Source organism: Pediococcus sp. AC40 (assembly GCF_030252485.1).
GTDB lineage: Bacteria > Bacillota > Bacilli > Lactobacillales > Lactobacillaceae > Pediococcus > Pediococcus acidilactici.
In genome coordinates this window covers 518,481-539,332 of the sequence record NZ_CP127012.1, presented here as the reverse complement: position 1 = coordinate 539,332, position 20,852 = coordinate 518,481, and the positions used below count along the sequence as shown (strand labels likewise).

Annotated in this window: 17 protein-coding genes and 1 tRNA gene; 4 read left to right on the top strand and 14 right to left on the bottom strand. The window is 39.6% G+C overall.

All coding sequences use genetic code 11. The features are described from left to right. Position 1: 1 nt before the first annotated feature. The 3 genes from NL111_RS02540 to NL111_RS02530 form a co-directional block, all read right to left on the bottom strand. The gene (locus NL111_RS02540) at positions 2-958 is read right to left on the bottom strand and encodes a PfkB family carbohydrate kinase (protein WP_058121030.1); all 957 of its coding nucleotides are present in this window, start codon (positions 956-958) and stop codon (positions 2-4) included. Between the two features lie 160 nt (positions 959-1,118). Then, positions 1,119-2,225 (bottom strand): PfkB family carbohydrate kinase, encoded by a 1,107-nt coding sequence (locus tag NL111_RS02535; RefSeq protein WP_285110421.1) that lies wholly within the window; start codon positions 2,223-2,225, stop codon positions 1,119-1,121. Between the two features lie 56 nt (positions 2,226-2,281). After that, complete coding sequence (locus NL111_RS02530; protein WP_058121028.1) at positions 2,282-3,004, bottom strand: GntR family transcriptional regulator; 723 nt, start codon at positions 3,002-3,004, stop codon at positions 2,282-2,284. A 133-nt stretch (positions 3,005-3,137) separates the two neighbouring features. On the opposite strand from NL111_RS02530, the gene NL111_RS02525 reads away from it, so the two are divergent. Both NL111_RS02525 and NL111_RS02520 read left to right on the top strand, forming a co-directional pair. Continuing rightward, the gene (locus NL111_RS02525) at positions 3,138-4,532 is read left to right on the top strand and encodes a glycoside hydrolase family 1 protein (protein WP_081041643.1); all 1,395 of its coding nucleotides are present in this window, start codon (positions 3,138-3,140) and stop codon (positions 4,530-4,532) included. An 11-nt stretch (positions 4,533-4,543) separates the two neighbouring features. Continuing rightward, a complete protein-coding gene (locus NL111_RS02520; RefSeq protein WP_058121027.1) occupies positions 4,544-5,857 on the top strand; it encodes a PTS sugar transporter subunit IIC in 1,314 nt (437 codons plus the stop codon). Between the two features lie 222 nt (positions 5,858-6,079). On the opposite strand, the gene eno is transcribed toward NL111_RS02520, so the two are convergent. From eno to rpoN, 6 genes are all read right to left on the bottom strand, one after another. Then, the gene (eno, locus tag NL111_RS02515; protein ID WP_002829911.1) at positions 6,080-7,402 is read right to left on the bottom strand and encodes a phosphopyruvate hydratase; all 1,323 of its coding nucleotides are present in this window, start codon (positions 7,400-7,402) and stop codon (positions 6,080-6,082) included. 68 nt (positions 7,403-7,470) lie between these two features. Further along, complete coding sequence (gene tpiA / locus NL111_RS02510; RefSeq protein WP_002831135.1) at positions 7,471-8,226, bottom strand: triose-phosphate isomerase; 756 nt, start codon at positions 8,224-8,226, stop codon at positions 7,471-7,473. 84 nt (positions 8,227-8,310) lie between these two features. Continuing rightward, entirely contained in the window at positions 8,311-9,513 is a 1,203-nt protein-coding gene (locus NL111_RS02505; protein WP_002829915.1) for a phosphoglycerate kinase, read from the bottom strand. A 128-nt stretch (positions 9,514-9,641) separates the two neighbouring features. Further along, positions 9,642-10,664 (bottom strand): type I glyceraldehyde-3-phosphate dehydrogenase, encoded by a 1,023-nt coding sequence (gene gap / locus NL111_RS02500; RefSeq protein WP_002829916.1) that lies wholly within the window; start codon positions 10,662-10,664, stop codon positions 9,642-9,644. 67 nt (positions 10,665-10,731) lie between these two features. Further along, entirely contained in the window at positions 10,732-11,763 is a 1,032-nt protein-coding gene (locus NL111_RS02495; RefSeq protein ID WP_285110420.1) for a sugar-binding transcriptional regulator, read from the bottom strand. 185 nt (positions 11,764-11,948) lie between these two features. Next, positions 11,949-13,274: an RNA polymerase factor sigma-54 gene (gene rpoN, locus NL111_RS02490; protein WP_285110419.1), complete on the bottom strand. Its 1,326-nt coding sequence runs from the start codon at positions 13,272-13,274 to the stop codon at positions 11,949-11,951. 74 nt (positions 13,275-13,348) lie between these two features. On the opposite strand from rpoN, the gene NL111_RS02485 reads away from it, so the two are divergent. Further along, positions 13,349-13,420, top strand: a tRNA-Arg gene (locus tag NL111_RS02485). A 396-nt stretch (positions 13,421-13,816) separates the two neighbouring features. Beyond that, positions 13,817-14,410, top strand: a complete 594-nt coding sequence (gene clpP, locus NL111_RS02480) for an ATP-dependent Clp endopeptidase proteolytic subunit ClpP (protein WP_002829919.1) — start codon at positions 13,817-13,819, stop codon at positions 14,408-14,410. 76 nt (positions 14,411-14,486) lie between these two features. Here the strand turns inward: clpP and NL111_RS02475 are convergent, their stop codons facing one another. The 5 genes from NL111_RS02475 to rapZ all read right to left on the bottom strand — a co-directional run bounded on the left by NL111_RS02475 (position 14,487) and on the right by rapZ (position 20,751). After that, on the bottom strand, positions 14,487-14,762 hold the full coding sequence (locus tag NL111_RS02475) for a hypothetical protein (RefSeq protein ID WP_002829920.1): 276 nt from the start codon (positions 14,760-14,762) through the stop codon (positions 14,487-14,489). A 101-nt stretch (positions 14,763-14,863) separates the two neighbouring features. Next, positions 14,864-17,656 (bottom strand): glucosaminidase domain-containing protein, encoded by a 2,793-nt coding sequence (locus NL111_RS02470; protein ID WP_285110418.1) that lies wholly within the window; start codon positions 17,654-17,656, stop codon positions 14,864-14,866. Positions 17,657-17,924: 268 nt separating this feature from the next. After that, a complete protein-coding gene (whiA, locus tag NL111_RS02465) occupies positions 17,925-18,854 on the bottom strand; it encodes a DNA-binding protein WhiA (RefSeq protein WP_002831129.1) in 930 nt (309 codons plus the stop codon). Positions 18,855-18,865: 11 nt separating this feature from the next. After that, positions 18,866-19,867: a gluconeogenesis morphogenetic factor MgfK gene (gene mgfK, locus NL111_RS02460; protein WP_002829923.1), complete on the bottom strand. Its 1,002-nt coding sequence runs from the start codon at positions 19,865-19,867 to the stop codon at positions 18,866-18,868. After that, a complete protein-coding gene (gene rapZ, locus NL111_RS02455) occupies positions 19,864-20,751 on the bottom strand; it encodes an RNase adapter RapZ (RefSeq protein WP_002829924.1) in 888 nt (295 codons plus the stop codon). Before rapZ ends, mgfK begins: the two co-directional genes overlap by 4 nt. Positions 20,752-20,852: the final 101 nt, after the last annotated feature.

Sequence of the window (20,852 nt, the reverse complement as noted above, 5' to 3'; positions counted from 1 at the left end):
ACTAATTTAAAACTACTGTCATACTTGTTAGTTTAGAAATAATTTTCTTAACAGTTATATCTGGTACTGACTTAGGACTTTCTAAAGCAATAGAAGAAGCAGCTTGAGAAATTCGTCCAACTTCTCCCAAATTGCGTTGAGGGTTATCAAAATAACTCCATGCAATTGCTGCCATTCCACAATCGCCTGCTCCATTTGCGTTAATAATATCTGTTTCGTATGGGTGAATTATTAATGCTTTTTCTTTATTGGCGCACAAAATTCCATCAGCACCCAAAGATATGAATACATTTTTAACTCCGTAAGAAATCAAAATTTTTGCTGCCTTTTCAGCACTATATCTATCGTTAACTTTGATCCCTGTTAGTAAACTAGCTTCTAAAGCATTAGGCTTTAACATGGTTACCTTATTCAAAATATTCTCAAAGTGCGACGCTTTAGCAACTGAGACCGTGTCTCCAAATATTGGCACGCTGACATTTTTACCTATCCAATCAATTGTTGTTTTAGATAAGTTAGCGTCTACCACACAAAGACGAGCTTGATTAATAAAATCTAGTCGTTTTTCCAAAAAAGAAGGTGATATATGCTCACATATCTTCATATCGTTTACACCAACTAACATGTCACCGATTTCATCAGTGATATACATATATGTTGAGGATCTTTCTCCACATACTTTAGCAGCGTAATCAAGATGGATGTCGTTCTTTTTACAGGCCAACTCAAGAAGACTCCCACTGTAATCATCACTGTACGAAGTAATTAAATACGTAGGCACACCTAAATGTGCTAAATTTTGTGCAATGTTTTGCCCTACCCCTCCTACTGTCATACCTACCTTTCCAGGATTAGAATCGCGATGAATAACTTTTTGCTCAGGCATCCCAAATATATCCATATTCATACCACCAATAACCACTACGTAATCTAATGGTACGTTATCACCTTTTGGCATATTAATCCCCCTATCTATAAACAATTGTTTAATTGAATAAACCTTTGTTTATATTAAATTAAAACACTTTTGAAAGCGTTGTCAATAGTCTGCACAAAAAAAATCCTAAAAATTGAGTTATAATTCAAAACTCAATTTTTAGAAGTTTTACTTTTTTCTTTTATGACTCTAATCGTTTAGCAACTTTTAACAATACATCAGCACTCATATCTTCACTTACTGCTTCTTCACTTTTAGCAGTAATAAACGTTGCAGCTGTAGCAATTTGTCCCGTTTCACTAAAACTATTACCGTTTATTCTAGCATACACTATCGCTGCTGCAGCCGCAGCTTCATCACCATTAGTATTAACAGACACCATATTTTGGGTATCAATAAATTTTCCCTGTACTTTGTTAGCATATAATGTCCCTACATTATCTACGTAAGTAAATACATTTTTTACTCCCTTTTTTATCAAATACTGCACGGCTTTTGTAGCTGTCTTTTGATTTATCGGTTCAATTCCTGTTAAAATTGGCATTTCAATTCCATTGATTACTAGAGTATCTATTTTAGAAAGCACCCTCTTTAGTCTTTCAGTTTTAGCTAATGAAACTGCCTTTGCCAATATAGGTCCTCTAAAATGATCTGTTAACCAAACAATTGATTCTTCGGGCAAATTTGTATCAATGATTAAATATTTTGCTGCCATTATTACTTCTGTACGTTCCTTTAAGAATTCGGGGGTAATATGTTTATTAATTTCCATATCATCTAACCCTATAAATCTCTCACCGTTTGGTTGATTTAAATATATATAATTAGATGTCGCAGTATTAGAAAATTGCTTTGCATAAGTAATATCCATCTCGTGATTTGCTGCATCCGCCTTAAATTCATTTCCCCAGAAATCGTCTCCATACACTGTAATGAAGTAATTAGTAATTCCTAATTTAGTAAGATTTACTGCAATATTACGTCCTAACCCACCCATAGCATGTATTACATGGCCTGGGTTAGAAGTTTTAACTTCAAATTGTTGTTTAGCAATACCATACGTGTCAATGTTCATTCCTCCAATAACAACAACATACTGCTGAGGCGCTAAAATATACCCCTTCCCCTTTAAATATCCTTTTTTAATCAAATTAAAAATATGCGCAGCTGCTCCAGAACGGGATATTCCAGCTAGCTCGGCAATTTCATTTTGACTAATTAAAGGATCTTGCCGAATCCATTCCAAAATTTGTTTTTCACGTCTCGTTAGACCGTTATTACTTGGCATTCACTCACCCATCCATAAAAACTTATTCTTATTTACTTTAATGACATTTAGTCAACTTATCTAGTATTTCCCATATTTATTGTTGTAATACTTCCCATGTCGAAACGATGTCGAGTCGTAGAATATTCGAAAGGCTTTCCATTTTGTAAAAAAACTGTTTGTTTCACTTGTAAAACAGGTTCTGTCAAATCACATTTCAAATATTCTTGGTCCATTTTATTCGGTTTATCCGCACTAATTTTCCGATAAGCTGCACCAATTTTTAAATTTAATTGTTGTTCCAAATAATAATAAATTGACTTCTTTAATACTCCATCCGTTAGATTACCTAAAATTTTGGTAGGCATAATCGAGTGCTCAATACAATATGGCGCCTCATCTAAATATCGCACACGTATAACGTCATATACTGCGTCAGTTCTATCCAATTGTAATTTATCTTGCTCTTTACTAGATGGTAACCGAAGCTCATTCTTTATAATTTTGCTACTTACACTTGCTTTATTTTTAAATAACTCAGTTGTACCAACGTATTGATTAATACTTGTATCTAATTTCGATAATGAATCAGCATTTGATTTTACAAAAGTCCCTTTTCCTTGCTTACTATAAATTAGCCCTTCGTATCCTAACAAATCAAGAGCTTTTTGAATTGTCATCCTAGACGTTTTGAATTCTTTAGATAATTTAACTTGCTCGGGAAGTGATTCCCCAGTAGGGTAAGTACCATTTAAAATTCGTTCACGTATAACTTTAGCAATATCTTTGTACTTTGCCATTTTTAATCACCTACCATTTACTATTTGAATTATAGCATATACATGATAATTATCATTGTAAGTTCATTTAAACATAAATGACTTTACATATCTTAAATAAAGCGCTATCATTACAGACGAAATAGATGGGAGTGTGACAAATTTGGGATTAAGAACAAATTTTCTATGGGGTAACTCAGTATCTAGCATGCAAAGTGAAGGTGCTTGGAACTTAGATGGGAAAGGTATGTCCGTGTATGATGCAAAAACTGCAACTGAGAATACTTCAGATTGGAAAGATGGCATTGATGAGTATCATCGCTATAAAGAAGATATTGACTTAATGAAAGAATTGGGAATGAATTGCTATAGGTTCCAAATATCTTGGACTCGTATATTTCCTGATGGAGACGGGCATATTAATTTACAAGGCTTTAAATATTACGACAATTTGATCAATTACTTATTAAAGTCGAACATTACTCCAATGATTTGCTTGTATCATTTCGATATGCCATTAAATTTGGCACAAAAATACAACGGCTTTGTTAGTCGTTATGTAACGAATGCTTTTATTAGATTTTCTAAAGCAGTTATTGATCGATACGGAAAATATGTTAAGTATTGGATTAGTTTTAATGAGCAAAACGGATACCTGTTTGAAGCAGGATATGATAATAGTGGTTACATTAGTGGAAAAAGAGGCTTAAAAGAGTTATACACAATTGCTAATAATACAATGGTTGCTCACGCACAAATTGCTAACTACATTCACGAAAAATTTCCTAACGATCAAATAGGTGGAATGCTTGCTTATCAAGAATTTTATCCAGCTACTAATAATCCTGAAGATATTTTCATTACGCGTAAAGCTTCAGAATTTATTAATCAGCATTTCATTGATGCATTTACTCGTGGTAAATACTCCAAAGAAGTTATGTGTTATTTAGCGAACAACAATCTTATGTCGACAATTCAAGATGGAGACCTAGACATTATAGCTAGCCACCGGAATGATTTCATATCATTTAGTTATTATTACACAGTGACGTTAGATCATACTTTAATAAACGATAGTACCCCACCTAACTTTTATATGCGTGAAGCCAGCGTACCTAATAAATATTTGCAAACTACTGCATGGGGTTGGCAAATTGATCCTCTCGGATTTAGAAATGTATTAACAAAATTATCAAATGAAACAAATTTACCCATTTTCCCAATTGAAAATGGAATCGGAGTTAACGAGCATATCAATAAAGATAACGAAATCATAAATGACAACTACCGAATTAAATATCATAAAGAACATTTAAAAGCTTTATACGAAGCTGTAACAATAGATGGTGCTGACATTATGGGTTATTTAGGATGGGGATTAATTGACATTCCAAGTTCTAAAGGTGATATGCGAAAAAGATATGGTGTAGTGTATGTAAATCGTGAAAATCATGATTTAAAAGATTTAAGAAGAATACCTAAGGCTAGTTTCTATTGGCTAAAAAAGGTTATTAAAAGTAATGGTGAGAACTTAGATCACAATAATTAGGAGGATTTTTCATGGATAAAACAAAGAGCCAAAAGAAGTTTATAGAACAATTTACCAATATAGCTTTCAAAGTCGGAAATCAAATTCATTTGCGTTCTCTTCGAGATGCTTTTGCTATCATCATGCCTTTATTTATACTTGCTGGTATTGGTGTACTAGTAAATAATGTTATCTTTCCTTGGATAGTGTCTGGAAATACTCTTACTAAATTCCAATTTTTTGGTACTTACATAACAAATGGAACTTTAAATATAGCTGGAGTCTTAATTGCTCCCACAATTGGATACTGTCTAGCGCAAAATAAAAACTATCCTAATAAAATAACAGCCGCGATTATGGCTTTAGCTACTTTAATTATCATGATGCCCATTAACATTTCAACCACAGATATAAATAATAATCAAGCAGTTCATATAACTGGGGCATTATCATTTCAGAATATTGGTACAACTGGAATGTTCTCAGGTATTATTATCGGATTACTAGCAACTGAATTATTTATTCGTTTATCAAAAATCAAGAAAATACAAATTCACCTAAGTGATTCTGTTCCTTCCGCTGTAGCAGGTTCGTTTAATACAATGATTCCAGCTTTAATTACAATGAGTTTATTTGCTATTATATCTACAATTCTTGCAGTCATTTTTCACACAGACTTGATCACTTTAATTACTAACGTTATTCAAGAACCATTACGTCGTGTAAATACAAGTTTACCTGGGCTACTTTTAATATATGGAACAGGAAATTTATTATTTACTTTTGGTATTCACCAAGCAGTAATTAATGGTACTCTATTAGACCCTGTTTTGCTAATTAATATGAATAAAAACATGACTGCTTATGCAGCAGGCGACCATATTCCTTATATTATTAATAATGTTTTTAGAGATACATTCGGCATGCTCGGTGGTACAGGAAGTACAATATGCCTTTTAATTGCAACGTTACTTTTTTCGAAATTGAAATCTAGCCGAGATATTACAAAAATGGCGTTTATCCCTAGCATTTTTAATATTAATGAGCCTGTTATCTTTGGTTATCCCATCGTATTCAACATTGCATTAGTAATTCCATTTGTATTACTACCAAGTTTAGGTATAAGTATTGCATACTTCTTTACAGCAATTGGTTGGATGAATCGTGTAGTCGTTATGGTTCCTTGGACTACCCCGCCTTTACTAAATGCTTACTTAGCTACTGGAGGGGATTGGCGAGCTCCAATTATTCAAGGACTCACCTTGGTATTAGGAGTTCTCATATATCTGCCATTCTTAAAAATTAGTGAGCGTGTTGCAATGAAACAAGCCAGTTTAAAACTATAAACATAATTTTCAAAATCTGTTATTGGTATTTTATTTATAATTTACCGACAACAGATTTTTTTAACTTTAATTATTGTCCAAATTAATTTGAGTAAAATATTCCGTGCCTTAGATCTATACCTAAACGATGAATCCTTTCTGCAGACAGTCGCTACGCTTAAAAACGCAATAAAAAAAGGATGGACAAAATGTCCATCCTTCTTTTAGATCACTCGAAATGAATTACTTGTTTGTAATATCTTCGCGTGCTTGTGCACTAAGGTTGTAGAATGAGTGGATACCCTTGTATTCTGCAACACCTTCGAGTTGGTCTTCGATCCGCATTAATTGGTTGTACTTAGCAATGCGGTCTGTACGACTCATTGAACCAGTCTTAATTTGACCAGCGTTTGTAGCAACAACCAAGTCAGCGATTGTTGTATCTTCTGTTTCACCTGAACGGTGAGATACGATAGCTGTGTAACCAGCTTCCTTAGCCATTTCGATAGCTTCCATTGTTTCTGTAAGCGTACCGATTTGGTTAACCTTGATAAGGATTGAGTTAGCAGCACCCATCTTGATACCTTTTGCAAGGTATTCAGTGTTTGTAACGAAGAAGTCGTCACCAACAAGTTGAACTTTCTTGCCAAGTTCTTTTGTGATGCTTGCCCAGTCTTCCCAGTTGTTTTCGTCAATTGGGTCTTCGATTGAAATGATTGGGTATTTGTTTACTAAGCCTTCAAGGTACTTAACGAATTCTTCAGTAGTGAATTCTTCACCAGTTGACCAGCGAAGCTTGTACTTCTTGTCATCGTCGTTCCAAAGTTCTGAAGCAGCAACGTCAACAGCGATTGCTACGTCTTTACCTGGCTTGTAGCCAGCTTTTTCGATCGCTTTGATCAAGTATTGAAGAGGTTCTTCGTTGTTAGCAAAGTCAGGAGCGAAACCACCTTCGTCACCAACTGAAGTAGCTTTGCCGTCAGCAGCTAAAAGACTCTTCAATGCGTGGAATGTTTCTGAACCCATCCGGATAGCTTCCTTAACAGAAGGAGCACCAACAGGCATAATCATGAATTCTTGGAAGTCCACTTTGTTATCTGAGTGAGCACCACCGTTGATAACGTTCATCATTGGTGTAGGAAGAACGTGTGCGTTTGATCCGCCAATGTAGTTGTAAAGTGGAATTTGGAGTTCATCAGCAGCAGCACGAGCAACCGCTAAAGAAACACCTAAGATAGCGTTAGCACCTAACTTACCTTTGTTAGGAGTACCGTCTAACTTGATCATTGCCTTGTCAATTGCGATTTGGTCAGTTACTTCAAAACCAACAATTTCCTTAGCAATTGGGCCGTTAACGTTAGCAACAGCCTTTTCAACACCCTTGCCTTCGTAACGGTTCTTGTCGCCGTCACGAAGTTCAACAGCTTCGTGTTCACCAGTTGAAGCACCTGAAGGAACGATTCCGCGACCAAAGCCGCCGTCTTCTGTGTAAACTTCAACTTCAACAGTTGGGTTACCACGTGAGTCTAAGACTTCGCGTGCATAAATATCAGTAATAAGTGACATTTTAATATCTCCTCACATTTTATAATCTGCTTATGCAGTTACCATTATATTATATTTCTAGAATTAAATTAACCCTGGTAGTTAACTAATTGTAGGAATGATTCTGGATCGAGTGAAGCACCACCAACAAGGCCACCATCGATGTCTTCTTTGCTCATCAATTCAGCGATGTTTGCAGGCTTAACACTACCACCATATTGGATACGAACTTTGTCAGCAACGGTTTGGTCGTATAACTTAGCAACCGTTTCACGGATTACGTGGCAAACTTCTTGTGCTTGGTCACTTGAAGCAGTCTTACCAGTACCGATTGCCCAGATTGGTTCGTAAGCAATTACGGTATTAGCAACTTGTTCAGCAGACAAGTCTTTAAGAGCGTTAGTAACTTGGCCAGCAACCCATTCGTTAGTTTCGCCAGCTTCGCGTTGTTCAAGCGTTTCACCACAGCAGATGATTGGCTTCATGTTGTTCTTGAAGATTGCCTTAGCCTTCTTGTTGATGTCTTCGTCAGTTTCTTTGAAGTATTGACGACGTTCTGAGTGACCGATAACTACGTAGTTAACGCCCATTTCAGACAATGCTTTTGGACTAGTTTCACCAGTAAAAGCACCTTCATCTTCGAAGTAGCAGTTTTCAGCAGCAGTCTTTAGTTGTTCATCTTTAGAGAATTGTACTAAAGTGTTTAAATCAATTGCAGGAGCAGCGATTACTGATTCTACAACTGAAGCATCTGGTAATTTGCCCTTGATACCTTCCAAGAATTCTTGTGTTTCTTGGGGGTTCTTATTCATTTTCCAGTTTCCAGCAATAATTGGAGTACGCAAAATAAAACATCCTTTCTTAATCACAAAATATGTAACCGAACGGGATTAGCAATCTCCATGGATTCCCGACCCCATTCAAGTTAATTATTTGTTAGAAATTGCAGCGATACCTGGAAGTTCTTTACCTTCAAGGTATTCAAGTGATGCGCCACCACCAGTTGAGATGTGTGTCAATTGGTCGCCAACGCCTAATTGCTTAACAGCGGCAGTTGAGTCACCACCACCAACGATGGTTGTTGCGTCTGATAGAGTTCCTAAGAACTTACCAACTTCAAGAGTACCCTTAGCGTAGTTGCTCATTTCGAATACACCCATTGGTCCGTTCCATACAACGGTCTTAGCGTCTTTAAGAACGTCCTTGAATTCAGCAACTGACTTAGGTCCAATATCAAGGGCCATGTAACCGTCAGGAATGTCACCTTCAACAACTTTGTGAGGAACATCGTTGTCAAATTTTTCAGCAACAACACTGTCTACAGGAAGAACGATCTTGTCGCCACCCTTAGCAAGGATTTCTTTAGCAACGTCAATCTTGTCAGCTTCAACAAGGGAGTTACCAATGCTCATGCCTTTTGCAGCGTAGAATGTGTATGTCATACCACCGCCGATGATAACTTTGTCAGCTTTGTCAAGTAAGTGGTCGATAACACCAATCTTGTCAGAAACCTTAGCACCGCCTAAGATCGCAACGAATGGGTGCTTAGGATCGTCAACAGCTTCACCTAAGAACTTGATTTCCTTTTCCATTAAGAAACCAGCAGCAACTTTCTTGCCTTCTGCCTTCATTGCTGTAGCAACTCCAACGTTTGATGCGTGTGAACGGTGTGCTGTACCAAATGCATCGTTAACGAACATGTCGCCAAGTGATGCCCAGTACTTACCTAATTCAGGATCGTTGCCACTTTCCTTCTTGCCGTCAAGGTCTTCGAAACGAGTGTTTTCGAATAACAATACGTCGCCGTCGTTCAAGCCGTTAACTGCGTCTTCTAATTGTGCACCGCGAGTTACGGGAACAAAAGTAACTGGCTTGCCAAGCAAGTCTGAAAGACGTTGAGCAACTGGACGAAGAGTCAATTCTTTCTTGTCTTCTTCCTTCTTGATCCGACCTAAGTGAGAGAAGAGGATTGCCTTTCCACCATTTTCAATGATGTATTTGATGGTTGGTAGTGCGGCTACGATACGGTTATCGTCACCGATCACACCATTTTTAACTGGCACGTTGAAGTCAACGCGCATCAAAACTTTCTTGCCTTTAACATCTAAATCTGAAACTGTTAATTTAGCCAAGATAATTCCTCCTTTTAAGTGAGCAATAAATTATTTTTTCTTAAAAAAAGAGACGGAGGAAGTGACCTCCCTCCGTCTCCAAGACCGATTAGACGGTTTGAAATCTACAAATATTTAAGAATTTAATCTTAAAGAGTAGCAAATTTCAATAAAGTACGTACCATTTGGCAAGTGAAGCCGTATTCGTTGTCGTACCAAGCAACAGTCTTAACTAATTGCTTGTCGCCAGCCTTTGTAACTTCTGTTTGTGTTGGGTCGAAGATTGAACCGTAAGTTGTACCAATGATGTCGCTTGATACAATTTCGTCTTCGTTCCAACCAAATGATTCGTTGCCTTCTGTATGCTTCTTGATTGCAGCATTAACTTCTTCAGCTGTAACATCCTTGTCAAGAATTGAAACAAGTTCTGTTAATGAACCGTCAACAACAGGAACACGTTGTGCATGTCCTTGTAATTTACCGTTCAATTCTGGGATAACAAGGCCGATAGCCTTAGCAGCACCAGTTGAGTGAGGAATTGTGTTAGCAGCAGCAGTACGTGCAGCACGGAAGTTTCCACCACGAACAGGGCCGTCAAGGATCATTTGTGTACTTGTGTAAGCATGGATAGTTGTCATTGTACCAACTTCAACACCAAATTCTTTGTTCAAGAAGTATGCCATTGGTGCCAAGCAGTTTGTTGTACATGAACCAGCTGAAACGATGCGGTCGTCAGCAGTTAAAACATCATCGTTTACGTTGTAAACAACTGTCTTAAGGTCTGAACCAGCAGGAGCTGAGATCAATACACGTTTTGCACCAGCGTCTAAGTGAGCTTGTGACTTTTCTTTTGATGTGTAGAAACCTGTACATTCAAGTACGAAGTCTACGCCGTCTTCCTTAACCCAAGGAATGTTTTGAGCTTGAGGTTCTGCGTAAACGTGGTACTTCTTACCATCAACAACGATAGCGTCATCTGTTGCGCTAACTTCGCCAGGGAAAGTACCATGTGTTGAATCATATTTGAGCAAGTGTGCTAATAATGCAGGACTTGTCAAATCGTTGATAGCAACTACTTCGATATCATTTGACTTTGCACCCAATTCGTGGATACGACGGAATGCCAAACGACCGATACGTCCAAAACCATTAATACCAATCTTTACAGTCATACTAAGATTTCCTCCTTTAGGAATCTAAAAAAATAATTTATTTTAAAAAGTTCAGTCACAATTGGCCTCACTTTTTTAAAATCACGTTTGCGGCACCTTCATCAGTAATTAAAATTGTCTGATGCGGTGCAATTTTCATGTACGACTCAATCGCTTGAGCCTTGTCATGACCACCGGCCACGGCAAATACATGATTGAAATGCTGGACACCCTGTAATTGGAGTCCAATGCGATGAACCTGATATAAGATCCGACCTTCCTTATTATAGAAAGAGCCGAACGCTTCTCCCACGGCCCGCGCCTTCCGCAAATAACTCTTGATTTCGGAGTTAACTCCTCGTCTTTGAGCCATCGCATCTGCTCGGCCAATCCCGTGGATGGCAACCCCGGCATGCACGATTAGGTCCAACACCGGTCTCACCGTTGGTTCATTTAGTAGCGGGTGATATGTGCTTTCGCTGAGTTGCTCCGGAATATATAATGACTTAGCTTCCCCTGCGGTCTGCTTGGCCATCGTAGCGGCAACTGAATTAGCTTGCTTAGAAACTGATTCGCCAATGCCGCCCCTTCCAGGAACAAAAATCAACTGGCGGTGCTGTGAGAGCTCTGGTTTAAGCCTCGTCGCTACCGACGCCATCGTCGATCCGCCCATCACCACTATAGTATTATTACCCTCCGGCAATAATTTTGCAAGTGCGTCATTTAAGACAATTCCTAGTTGCTTGGAAACGACCGGGCTCTCCGCTTGATCACCGCGAACAATGAAGCACCGTTCGATATTTAACCGTTCCGCTAATTGCTTTTCTTGGCTAGTTAAGCCCAAGAATCTATTAGCCACCGGTTCCAATCCGTTCATAACCCGACGACCTTCATCCGATAACGACATCCCCGCTGGCGAAGTCTTTAGCAACCCTTGAGACTTTAACACGTCCGTCTGGGACCGTAAAACCCGCTCGCTTAGATGTAGGTGTTCGGATAAAACTCGTCTACCAACTGGAGCCAACAAGTCGATTGATTTTAAAATATCAAATCTTTGTAGAAACTCGCTGATTAAACCCGGGACAACAGACTCTAATAAATCCATTTCATTATCATCCATGTTATCTCCTATATGGGACCTTATTTGTCCAGCTGTGTCATAAAACGACCCAACAACTTAAAAATAAATGGCACACAACCATAAGAACTACTTCTTGTTGCATACCTCACTTACAAATCAAATTATAACAAGCTCCCCATTATTTTGCAAATTTGCCTGCTTAAATATTCTATTTAATTTTAAGCTTATTTTTCCAGATAGCGTTTTCGTTTTGATGACGACGGGATTCCCAACGCTTCCCGATACTTAGCGACCGTTCTGCGGGAGATCGTGACCCCCTGCGCCTTTAATTGCTTTTCAATTTTAGCGTCTGAAATGGGCTTTTCCTTATCTTCTTGATCGATAATCGCCTTAATCTTTAACTTGGCCGCATCGGCGGAGACGTCACTAGTCTGGTTAACCGCATTGCTGAAGAAAGAACGTAATTCGAAGGTTCCAAAGGGCGTTGCAATATACTTGCCATTAACCGCACGAGAAACCGTCGATTCGTGTAAATGTAATTTATTGGCCACGTCTCGTAGCATCAACGGACTTAATTCTTTACTCTTCTGAAGGAAAAAGTCTTGTTGCCGCTCAAAAATTATCTTGCCCACCCTTAAAATGGTATCTTGGCGTTGCGTCAAGCTTTTGGCAATCCAATCGTATTCGCGTTTTTTCTCATTTACGTAGCTGCTTACTTCATCGTCAGCCTTTTTACGTAATTGTTCAAAGTATTCCTGTGAAAAACTAACCCGTGGTCGTGAAGCTTTCGATTGAATTAGTCGGGGTTCGCCATTTTCCAACTTAAAAATTAAATCTGGCGTAATGTATCCGCGATCTTGCTTACCAAAGCCCGCTCCTGGATTCGGGGTTAAAATGCGCACGTAGTCGAAAACTTCTTGAACCTCAGCCAATGTAATGTCGTACCGCTGAGCAATCTTTTCCCAATTACGGTCAACTAAGTCGTCAAACGACTCTTCTAAGACCATATAAGCGATCTCAGGCGAACCCTCGTCATTTTCAGTTTGGAGCATTAATGATTCTTGCAGAGTTCGGGCACCGACCCCGGGCGGATCCAATTGCTGCAAAAGCGTGATTGCATCCATGATGGCAATGTCATCAGCCTGCGTTTTTTGTTTAATTTCGTCTTTCGTGATCCGTAAATAACCATTCTGGTCAACGTAATCCAATAGGAAAAGAACCAACTTCCTTAGTGGCGTATCCCGCATGGTTAGATGAACTTGATCCAATAAATAATCAAATAATGATTGTTCCGTATCGCTAGCAATTTGATTCATAAAGGTCTCATGCGTGTCGGAATTTTTCGACACCTTGCTTAAAGGCCGTTCTTCAGCTACTTCAACGGTAATTAAAGGGTTGTCCATTTCCTTTTGTTTCAAGAAATTTTGCAACTCTTCAGCATTGTATTGCAGCATTTGAATTGACTGCTGTAGTGTTTGCGTCATTGCCAAACGTTGCACTTGCTTCTGCTGTTGCGTTTGGTTTTGCGTAAATCCTTGCTTCATTACCATAAAATTTTTCTCCATAATTCTATTATTTTTAGCTTGTTTTTTTTGCCAACATAATGTAAAATTTATTTTGTTAAGCGCCGTTAGTGTAATGGATAGCACGTGAGATTCCGGTTCTCAAGATCGGGGTTCGACTCCCCGATGGCGCATTTTTTTATATTCTGAAACGTAAAAGTACTGAGATGGCGAGTAATCGTCATCATCAGTTCCTGATATCTGTTATTAGTAATTTAATAATTGCTGATGACAGATATTTTTTTATAAACAACTTACCATTTTGATAAGCCCTTCTTTAACGTCGATTATATACTAGTAATAGCGCTTTATCCATGATAAACCCGTATTTAGTGTTCCAGCACAGGTTTTAACAAGTATTTTCATTTCTTCCCCATCCTTCCTTCCCTATCGGAGCTAGATCGTGCTTTTGAAGCATTAATTTTAATGAATGAGCAAAAACATTTGACCTTTTTTGACCAATGAGATAAACTAAAGCCATGGTTAGTAATTAATACTAAATCTTTATCCGAAAAGGAGGCTACTAAGTTATGAACTTGGTTCCAACCGTTATTGAACAATCATCACGTGGCGAACGTGCTTATGATATTTACTCACGACTATTAAAAGATCGGATTATTATGTTATCAGGTCCAATTGACGATGATTTGGCTAACTCAATCATTTCTCAATTACTATTCCTTGATGCACAAGACTCTGAAAAAGACATTTACCTTTACATCAACTCTCCAGGAGGCGTAGTTACTGCTGGATTGGCAATCTACGACACGATGAACTTCATTAAAGCTGACGTACAAACCATCGTAATGGGAATGGCTGCTTCGATGGCCAGTGTTTTAGCTTCTTCTGGTACAAAGGGCAAACGTTTTGCATTGCCTCATTCAGAAGTTATGATTCATCAACCTTCTGGTGGTGCTCAAGGTCAACAAACCGAAATTGAAATTGCTGCTGAACAAATTTTGAAGACTCGGAAAGAGTTAAACAAAATTTTGGCAGAAAATTCTGGTCAACCGCTAGAAAAAATCAATCTTGATACGGAACGGGATAACTACCTCTCTGCGCAAGACGCAGTTGATTATGGTTTGATCGACGGTATCATGGAAAAGAACGCAAGCCTTAAGTAAGCAATCTTACTGATACTTGCAAAGCAAAAGAGCTTGGAAATCGTTTTTGATTTCCAAGCTCTTTTTTATCTATAGTTTAATTTCCTAAACCGCTAACCATCACTTTGTACCGAAATTCATACCATTCTTCGGCCATTCGGGCTTCCCCTTCAATTTCTTCTTCCAAAGCAGAGAAGCGCCGTTCTACATCGGCATTTGGGAAAATGTAATGTTCGGGATCTTCCTTGCTCTTCATTTCTAGCCAACCCCAGAAATTATCTTCAATTAAATAGCCGCCACTGGACAGCGTCTTAATAATTGTACCCATCCGGCCATCCCATAGCTGAACAAATTGATATTCTTTATACTTCACTTTTGCTCATCCCCCATCACTCACTTATTAAAGAAGAGACTGTAACATTACGTTCCAGCCTCTTCTGCTTATACACCTATATTAAATTTTATCTACAGAAATTACAACGAAATTGCTGAGTTCAAGCCATCTAATTTGTAGAATCCATAGTTATTAATGCAATTAACAATGCTGCTTACGTAAGTAGGTGCCGTTGCGTAACCGCCAGCTTTGATTGCTTTAACTGATTCAACGTAGTTGTGCGCATGGTTAGAAAATGCATTTGCGTATTGTGGACGTGATTCTAATTTCTTAGCGTAGTCCGCAATCGAATCCTTGAATGAATCGTATTTTCTGAACGCAGCTGAAATAGTTACTACCCGACCGTTAATAACTTCTTGAGTATTCTTGGTATAGGTTGCACCATGCCATGTGCTGTCTGCCTTAATTCCAAAGAGGTTGTGTGCTTCTTGAGCCAAAGTTGAAGCACCATAAGCACTTTCTACAACGGCTTGTGCCATTGCAACGGAAGCGTATAAATGATTGTTTTGGCAAACGTTCATTACGTCTGCTGCAATGCTGTTAACAAAGTTAGTTTGAGCAGCCGTCCAGTTTTGGTTGGTGAAGTGGTAATTGCTACCGTTGTTGTTGTGGTTATTATTGCTGTTGCTATTGTTATTATTGGATGAACCTGGAACGTATACGTCACCCTTATTAATCCAACTAATAACCTTATCTAACAAGAGGCGGTTACCGTTCATTTGGATAACTTTGTAAGTCTTACCCTTTACACCGTAGTAGATGTTTTGGCCGGTTGCCCAACGTTTAGCAGACGGCTTGATGGTTACGTTTGTACCAACCCGGATCGTACCATCGTTATTATTAGCGTGGTTATTATTGTTGTTATTGTTATTTTGCGAACCGTTTGAACCAGGAAGGTGAACATCGCCCTTGTTGATCCAGCTGATTACCTTATCCAACAATAGCCGGCTACCGTTCATTTGAATAACCGTGTAAGTCTTACCCTTTACACCGCTATAAATATTTTGACCAGTTGCCCAACGCTTAGCATTATTATTGATGGTAACTTTTGAGCCAACGTGGATTGATTCTGTATTACCGTTATTATTGTGGTTATTGCCATTATTATGGTTCTGGTTGCCAGAGTTATTGTTATTCGAGTTCGAACCAGGAACGTGAACGTCGCCCTTGTTAATCCAGCTAATTACCTTATCCAATAAAAGACGATTTCCGTTAGTTTGGATAACCTTGTAGCTCTTGCCCTTTACACCACTGTAGATGCTTTGACCAGTTGCCCAGTGGCTAGCATTGTTGTTAATGGTAACCACGGTACCAACCTTAATGTCCGCATTGTTAGTAGTGTGATTATTATTATGATTGTTTGACGAACCGGAATTAGAACCCGCCTTGTAAACATCACCGTCGTTAATCCAGCTGATTACTTGATCTAACAACAACTTGTGACCATTAGTTTGGATAATCTTGTAAGTATGACCCTTAACCCCATTGTAAATGGATTGACCAGTTGCCCAGTGAGAAGCACTGTTCTTGATGGTAACCTTGTCGCCTACATGGTAGCTTTGGTTATTTTGGTTGCCATGGTTATTTGAAGAGTCATTTTGGTGGTTATTATTTTGGTTGTTTTGATTATCATTTTGATTATTGTTTTGGTTGTCGTTAGCAGCATCATTATCGAAACCATATGCCAAATCATGCGCAAACTGTTCCTTGGTAATTCCATGAGTACCTAAGTAACCGTATGGGTCAACGTGATTTCCCCAAACATGTTCGGTAACCCAAACATGTGACTTGATTCCAGTGTATTCATCACTATCCAAAGTTGTTGGAATATTCCACTTCTTTGCGGAATCACGGAGTAAGTTAACGTAAGTTTGGTAGTCCTTCTTGAATTGGCTATCCGAGTAAGTTTGTGCTAATTCAACTTGAACGGGAGCATTTTCGTTAGCCCATTTACCAGCACCCCAAGCAACGTACCCTTCTTCTCCAACGGCGTATACCCGTCCGCCATCTCCAACGATGTATTGAACGTAGGTTTCACTACTATCCCATTCCCGCTTTTCGTAGATAGCAACGTCGCGAGCAGATGAGTATTGTCCAACGGCATGGGCAACGATAATTTTATTGTTAGTCTTTTGATCGCTACCTTCGTTATCAGCTAACCGATATGTATTATCAATCGTGTAGTCCTTCGATGAGTTATCGGTCTTCTTTTCTGCAGTTTTTTCCACTTTAGCGTCTTTTTGGGCAGCTTCAGAAACCGCACTTGAATTAACCGAAGTTTTAGCTGCGGCTGAACTTGATTTCACATTAGCTGCTGAAGATACGGCTTCCTTAGCTGCGCTATCCTTAACGGCTGCTGAAGTAACCGTCTTGCTTGCTGCCGAGCTTGGAGCTGCAGAACTAGCTACACTAGTACTTGCCTTTTTAGCTGCACTAGAAGCTGGGGCTGCTTTAACTGCATTAGCTGAAGCGGCTTCCTTAGCTGGTTTTACTGCTGAAGAAGTAGTTGCTTTGGTTCCAACTTTTGCTGCAGCAGAATGTTGGTCAGCCTTTGCAGTACTATCCGCGTTAACCTTAGCTACAGATTGAGCAGCACTAGAAGCTGGGGCTGCAGATTGTGCTGTAACGGCAGCTGAACTAGCTTTGACAGTCGCTGGCTTAGCTAACGTAACTTGCTTTTCGTTAACCGGAGCCGTCTTGGTCTGTTGATCAAGTTGACTTGCAGAATTAGTGTTAGCTTGCGCATCGCTATCCGCATGTGCTTTTTCAGCATTAGTATTGAGTGCTACCAAACCCAAACTAGCTGTAGCGATACTTGCGAATACCCACTTCTTCCCTGACTTAAACATTTTGTAATGCTTTTTGATTTCCATATATTAACTACTCTCCTATATCCAAACCTTTTCGGCGTTGATTTATATATCCCCTTAAGGATAGCACATCTGTTTATTAAAACGTTTTACATTATAGTTACAAAGTCCGTAGTGTAGCGCTTTTGGCACATTTTACTTGCAAAATAAAAATACGCGAAGTTAACAGCATTCCTGTGCATCCCCGCGTATTTTAGATAAATTTATATTCATTGCTCTTATATTAACTAATGCAAAAGTTTTTAAGAAATATTTTTTATCGTAAAAACCTTTAAGCGCGCAACTTCTCTGCATACTGATTAATCTTTCTTAACCGGTGGTTAACCCCCGATTTAGAAATTGGCCCACCCGGCACTAGTTCGCCAAGCTCTTTCAAACTAACTTCCCGGTGTGCTAACCGTGTCTTCGCGATGTCGCGCAGCTTAGGCGGCAACTCGTCGAGTCCCACCACTTCATCAATGTACTGGATGTTATTAATCTGCTTCATCGAAGCGTTGGCAACTTTATTCATATTAGCATTTTCGCAATTTACCAACCGATTAACCGAATTACGCATATCCCGCATAATTCGAACATCTTCGAATTTTAACATTGAATTGGTTGCACCAATTAGTTGAAGAAAATCTGCGATGTGTTCGGCTTCCTTCAGGTAAACAATATAGCCGCTTCGGCGCTCCGTTGTCCGGGCGTTGAGGTGGTACTGATTGATCCAATCCGCAATCATTTGATTATGGGCTTCGTAAAGCGAATAGATTTCCAAATGATAGCGACTAGTTTCGGGATTATTAACTGAACCTCCCGCTAAGAAGGCCCCCCTTAAATACGAGCGTAGCTCCGATTCAGTTGATAGGAGCCCCTCCGGAACGGTTTCGTTAATTTGAAAATCATCCTTTAAAATTGATAAATCGTTAAGTAGTTGCTGAGCGCCCGTCCGCAAACGCACAATGTAAAGGTTGTTTTTCTTCAGCTTCATCTTACGACGCACACTTAACTCTGCTTCTAAGTGGTAGAAGTTTTTTAGTAGCGAGTAAATTCGCCGTGCAATCGCCGGATTTTCCGTCTGAGTATTTAACACTAACTGCCGATTATTAATTCCAATTGAACCGTTCATCCGGATCAACGCCATCAATTCGGCCTTTGCGTTATGTTCGTGGACTTCCAAGCTAGTCAGCTCTTTTTTTACTTCACTGGCATAAGACACGACCACACCTCCTATGCTTGTTTCTTAATTGGGTTGCTACAGATGTGCATTAGCTCATCGACCACTTTTTCACCATCATGGAAAGCACCGCCGTCACGCAGTTTCAAAAAGTTGTCCGAAATTACTCGTACCCCTTGCTCGCGGAGTCCTTTAAAATTATGAATTACTTGTTTGGAAACTTCGTCATAACGGTTAAAATCCATGTACGATTCAGGAACTTTTTCGGTATTAACCAGCACAGTATCCACAAAGTTCCGACCTAGATGTTGGTTTAAAACGTGCACGTGGTCGGCATCGGTAAAGCCGATTGTTTCGCCTTTTTGAGTCATAATGTTGCAAATGTAAACAATTTCCGCTTGGGTCGCTAAAACGGCCTTACGAATGTCTTCAATCATTAGGTTGGGCAAAATGCTAGTGAATAAACTTCCCGGTCCTAGAATAATTTCGTCAGCTGCTTCAATAGCTTCTAGGGCTTCTGGAACGGCCCGCGGCTTTTTATGCTCACTCCAGGGATTGTTTTCGACCCACACCTGTTTAACATCTTTGTGGGCCGCGGTAATTTCCGATTCACCTGCTAAGCTCGTGCCATCCGTAAACTTAGCGTGCAACACTAGCGGTTCAGCACTTGCCGGATAAATATGTCCTTCAATTTGAAGCATTTGCGATAATTCTCGGATTGCAGGGTCAATTCCGCCCCGCATTTCAGAAAGCGCGGCGATAATTAAATTACCAATCGCATGTCCGGCAAGAAAGTTATCTTCACTTTTAAAGCGGTATTGGAAAATGTCCTTGAGTTCGGGCGGCATGTCCGACAAAGCCACCATGACGTTCCGAATATCCCCCGGTGGAACCACGTTAACGTAGTCTCGAATGATTCCCGAAGAACCTCCGTCATCTGCCACCGTAACGATGGCGGTCACGTCTGCATTGCGTTTGTGTAGCTCGTTTAAGATAACTGGAAGGCCAGTCCCGCCCCCGATTACCACAATTTTAGGTCCCTTGATTTTACTCATGAGCGATTTACCGTTTCCTTTCGCTTATTTACATCTCGGTGAGAAATGTGAGTAACGTAGTGCTTAGCTAAATCATTTCCTAACCGCTCCGCAATCGCTACTGAACGGTGTTGCCCACCGGTACAGCCAATCGCGATCGTCAAATTCGACTTTCCCTCTTGTTGGTACCCCGGCATAATATCCATCAACAGCTTTAAATAAGCTTGGTAAAATTTTTCCGTAGCCGGCTGGTTCATTACGTAATCGTACACCGGTTGATCGGTTCCTACCTGATTTTTTAGTTCCGGCACGTAGTATGGGTTAGGCAAAAAACGCACGTCCATAGTGATGTCTGCGTCAATCGGTAACCCGTATTTGTAGCCAAACGAAACTACTTCAATATGGAATTTAGGAACCGTTTTGTTGGTTGAAAATTGGTTAAAAATTTTACTTCTTAATTCGCGAGGCGTTAAATTGCTAGTGTCAATCACCAGCTGGGCTTCCGACTTGATTGGGGCAAGCAGTTCGCGTTCTTTGCGAATTCCGTCCGCTACCCGACCGTCCATCGCTAGCGGATGTGCCCGTCGAGTTTCCTTGTAACGCGCAATTAATTCCTCATTAGTTGCATCCAGGAACAAGATGTCACGATTAATTCCCGAAAGTGCTTGGGTATCAGTCAGCATCGTGACGACTTGTTCGTAAAATGCATCCGAACGTAAATCAACTGCTAAGGCAACTTTGGTAATGTTGCCATTTTCTTTAATTAATTCCCAAAATTTTGGTAACAGTGCTAACGGCATGTTATCAACGCAAAAGAAGCCCATGTCTTCGAAACTTTGCATTGCGACGGTTTTTCCGGCACCGCTCATTCCCGTTACCACTACCAATTTCAATGATTCGTTCATAATGATTCCCCCATTCCAAGGTAACAACTTCTCCAGTATAACACATCCGGGTGTGTCATTTTTTAAATGATACCACGAAAACTTGGCGACCACCAAAAGTC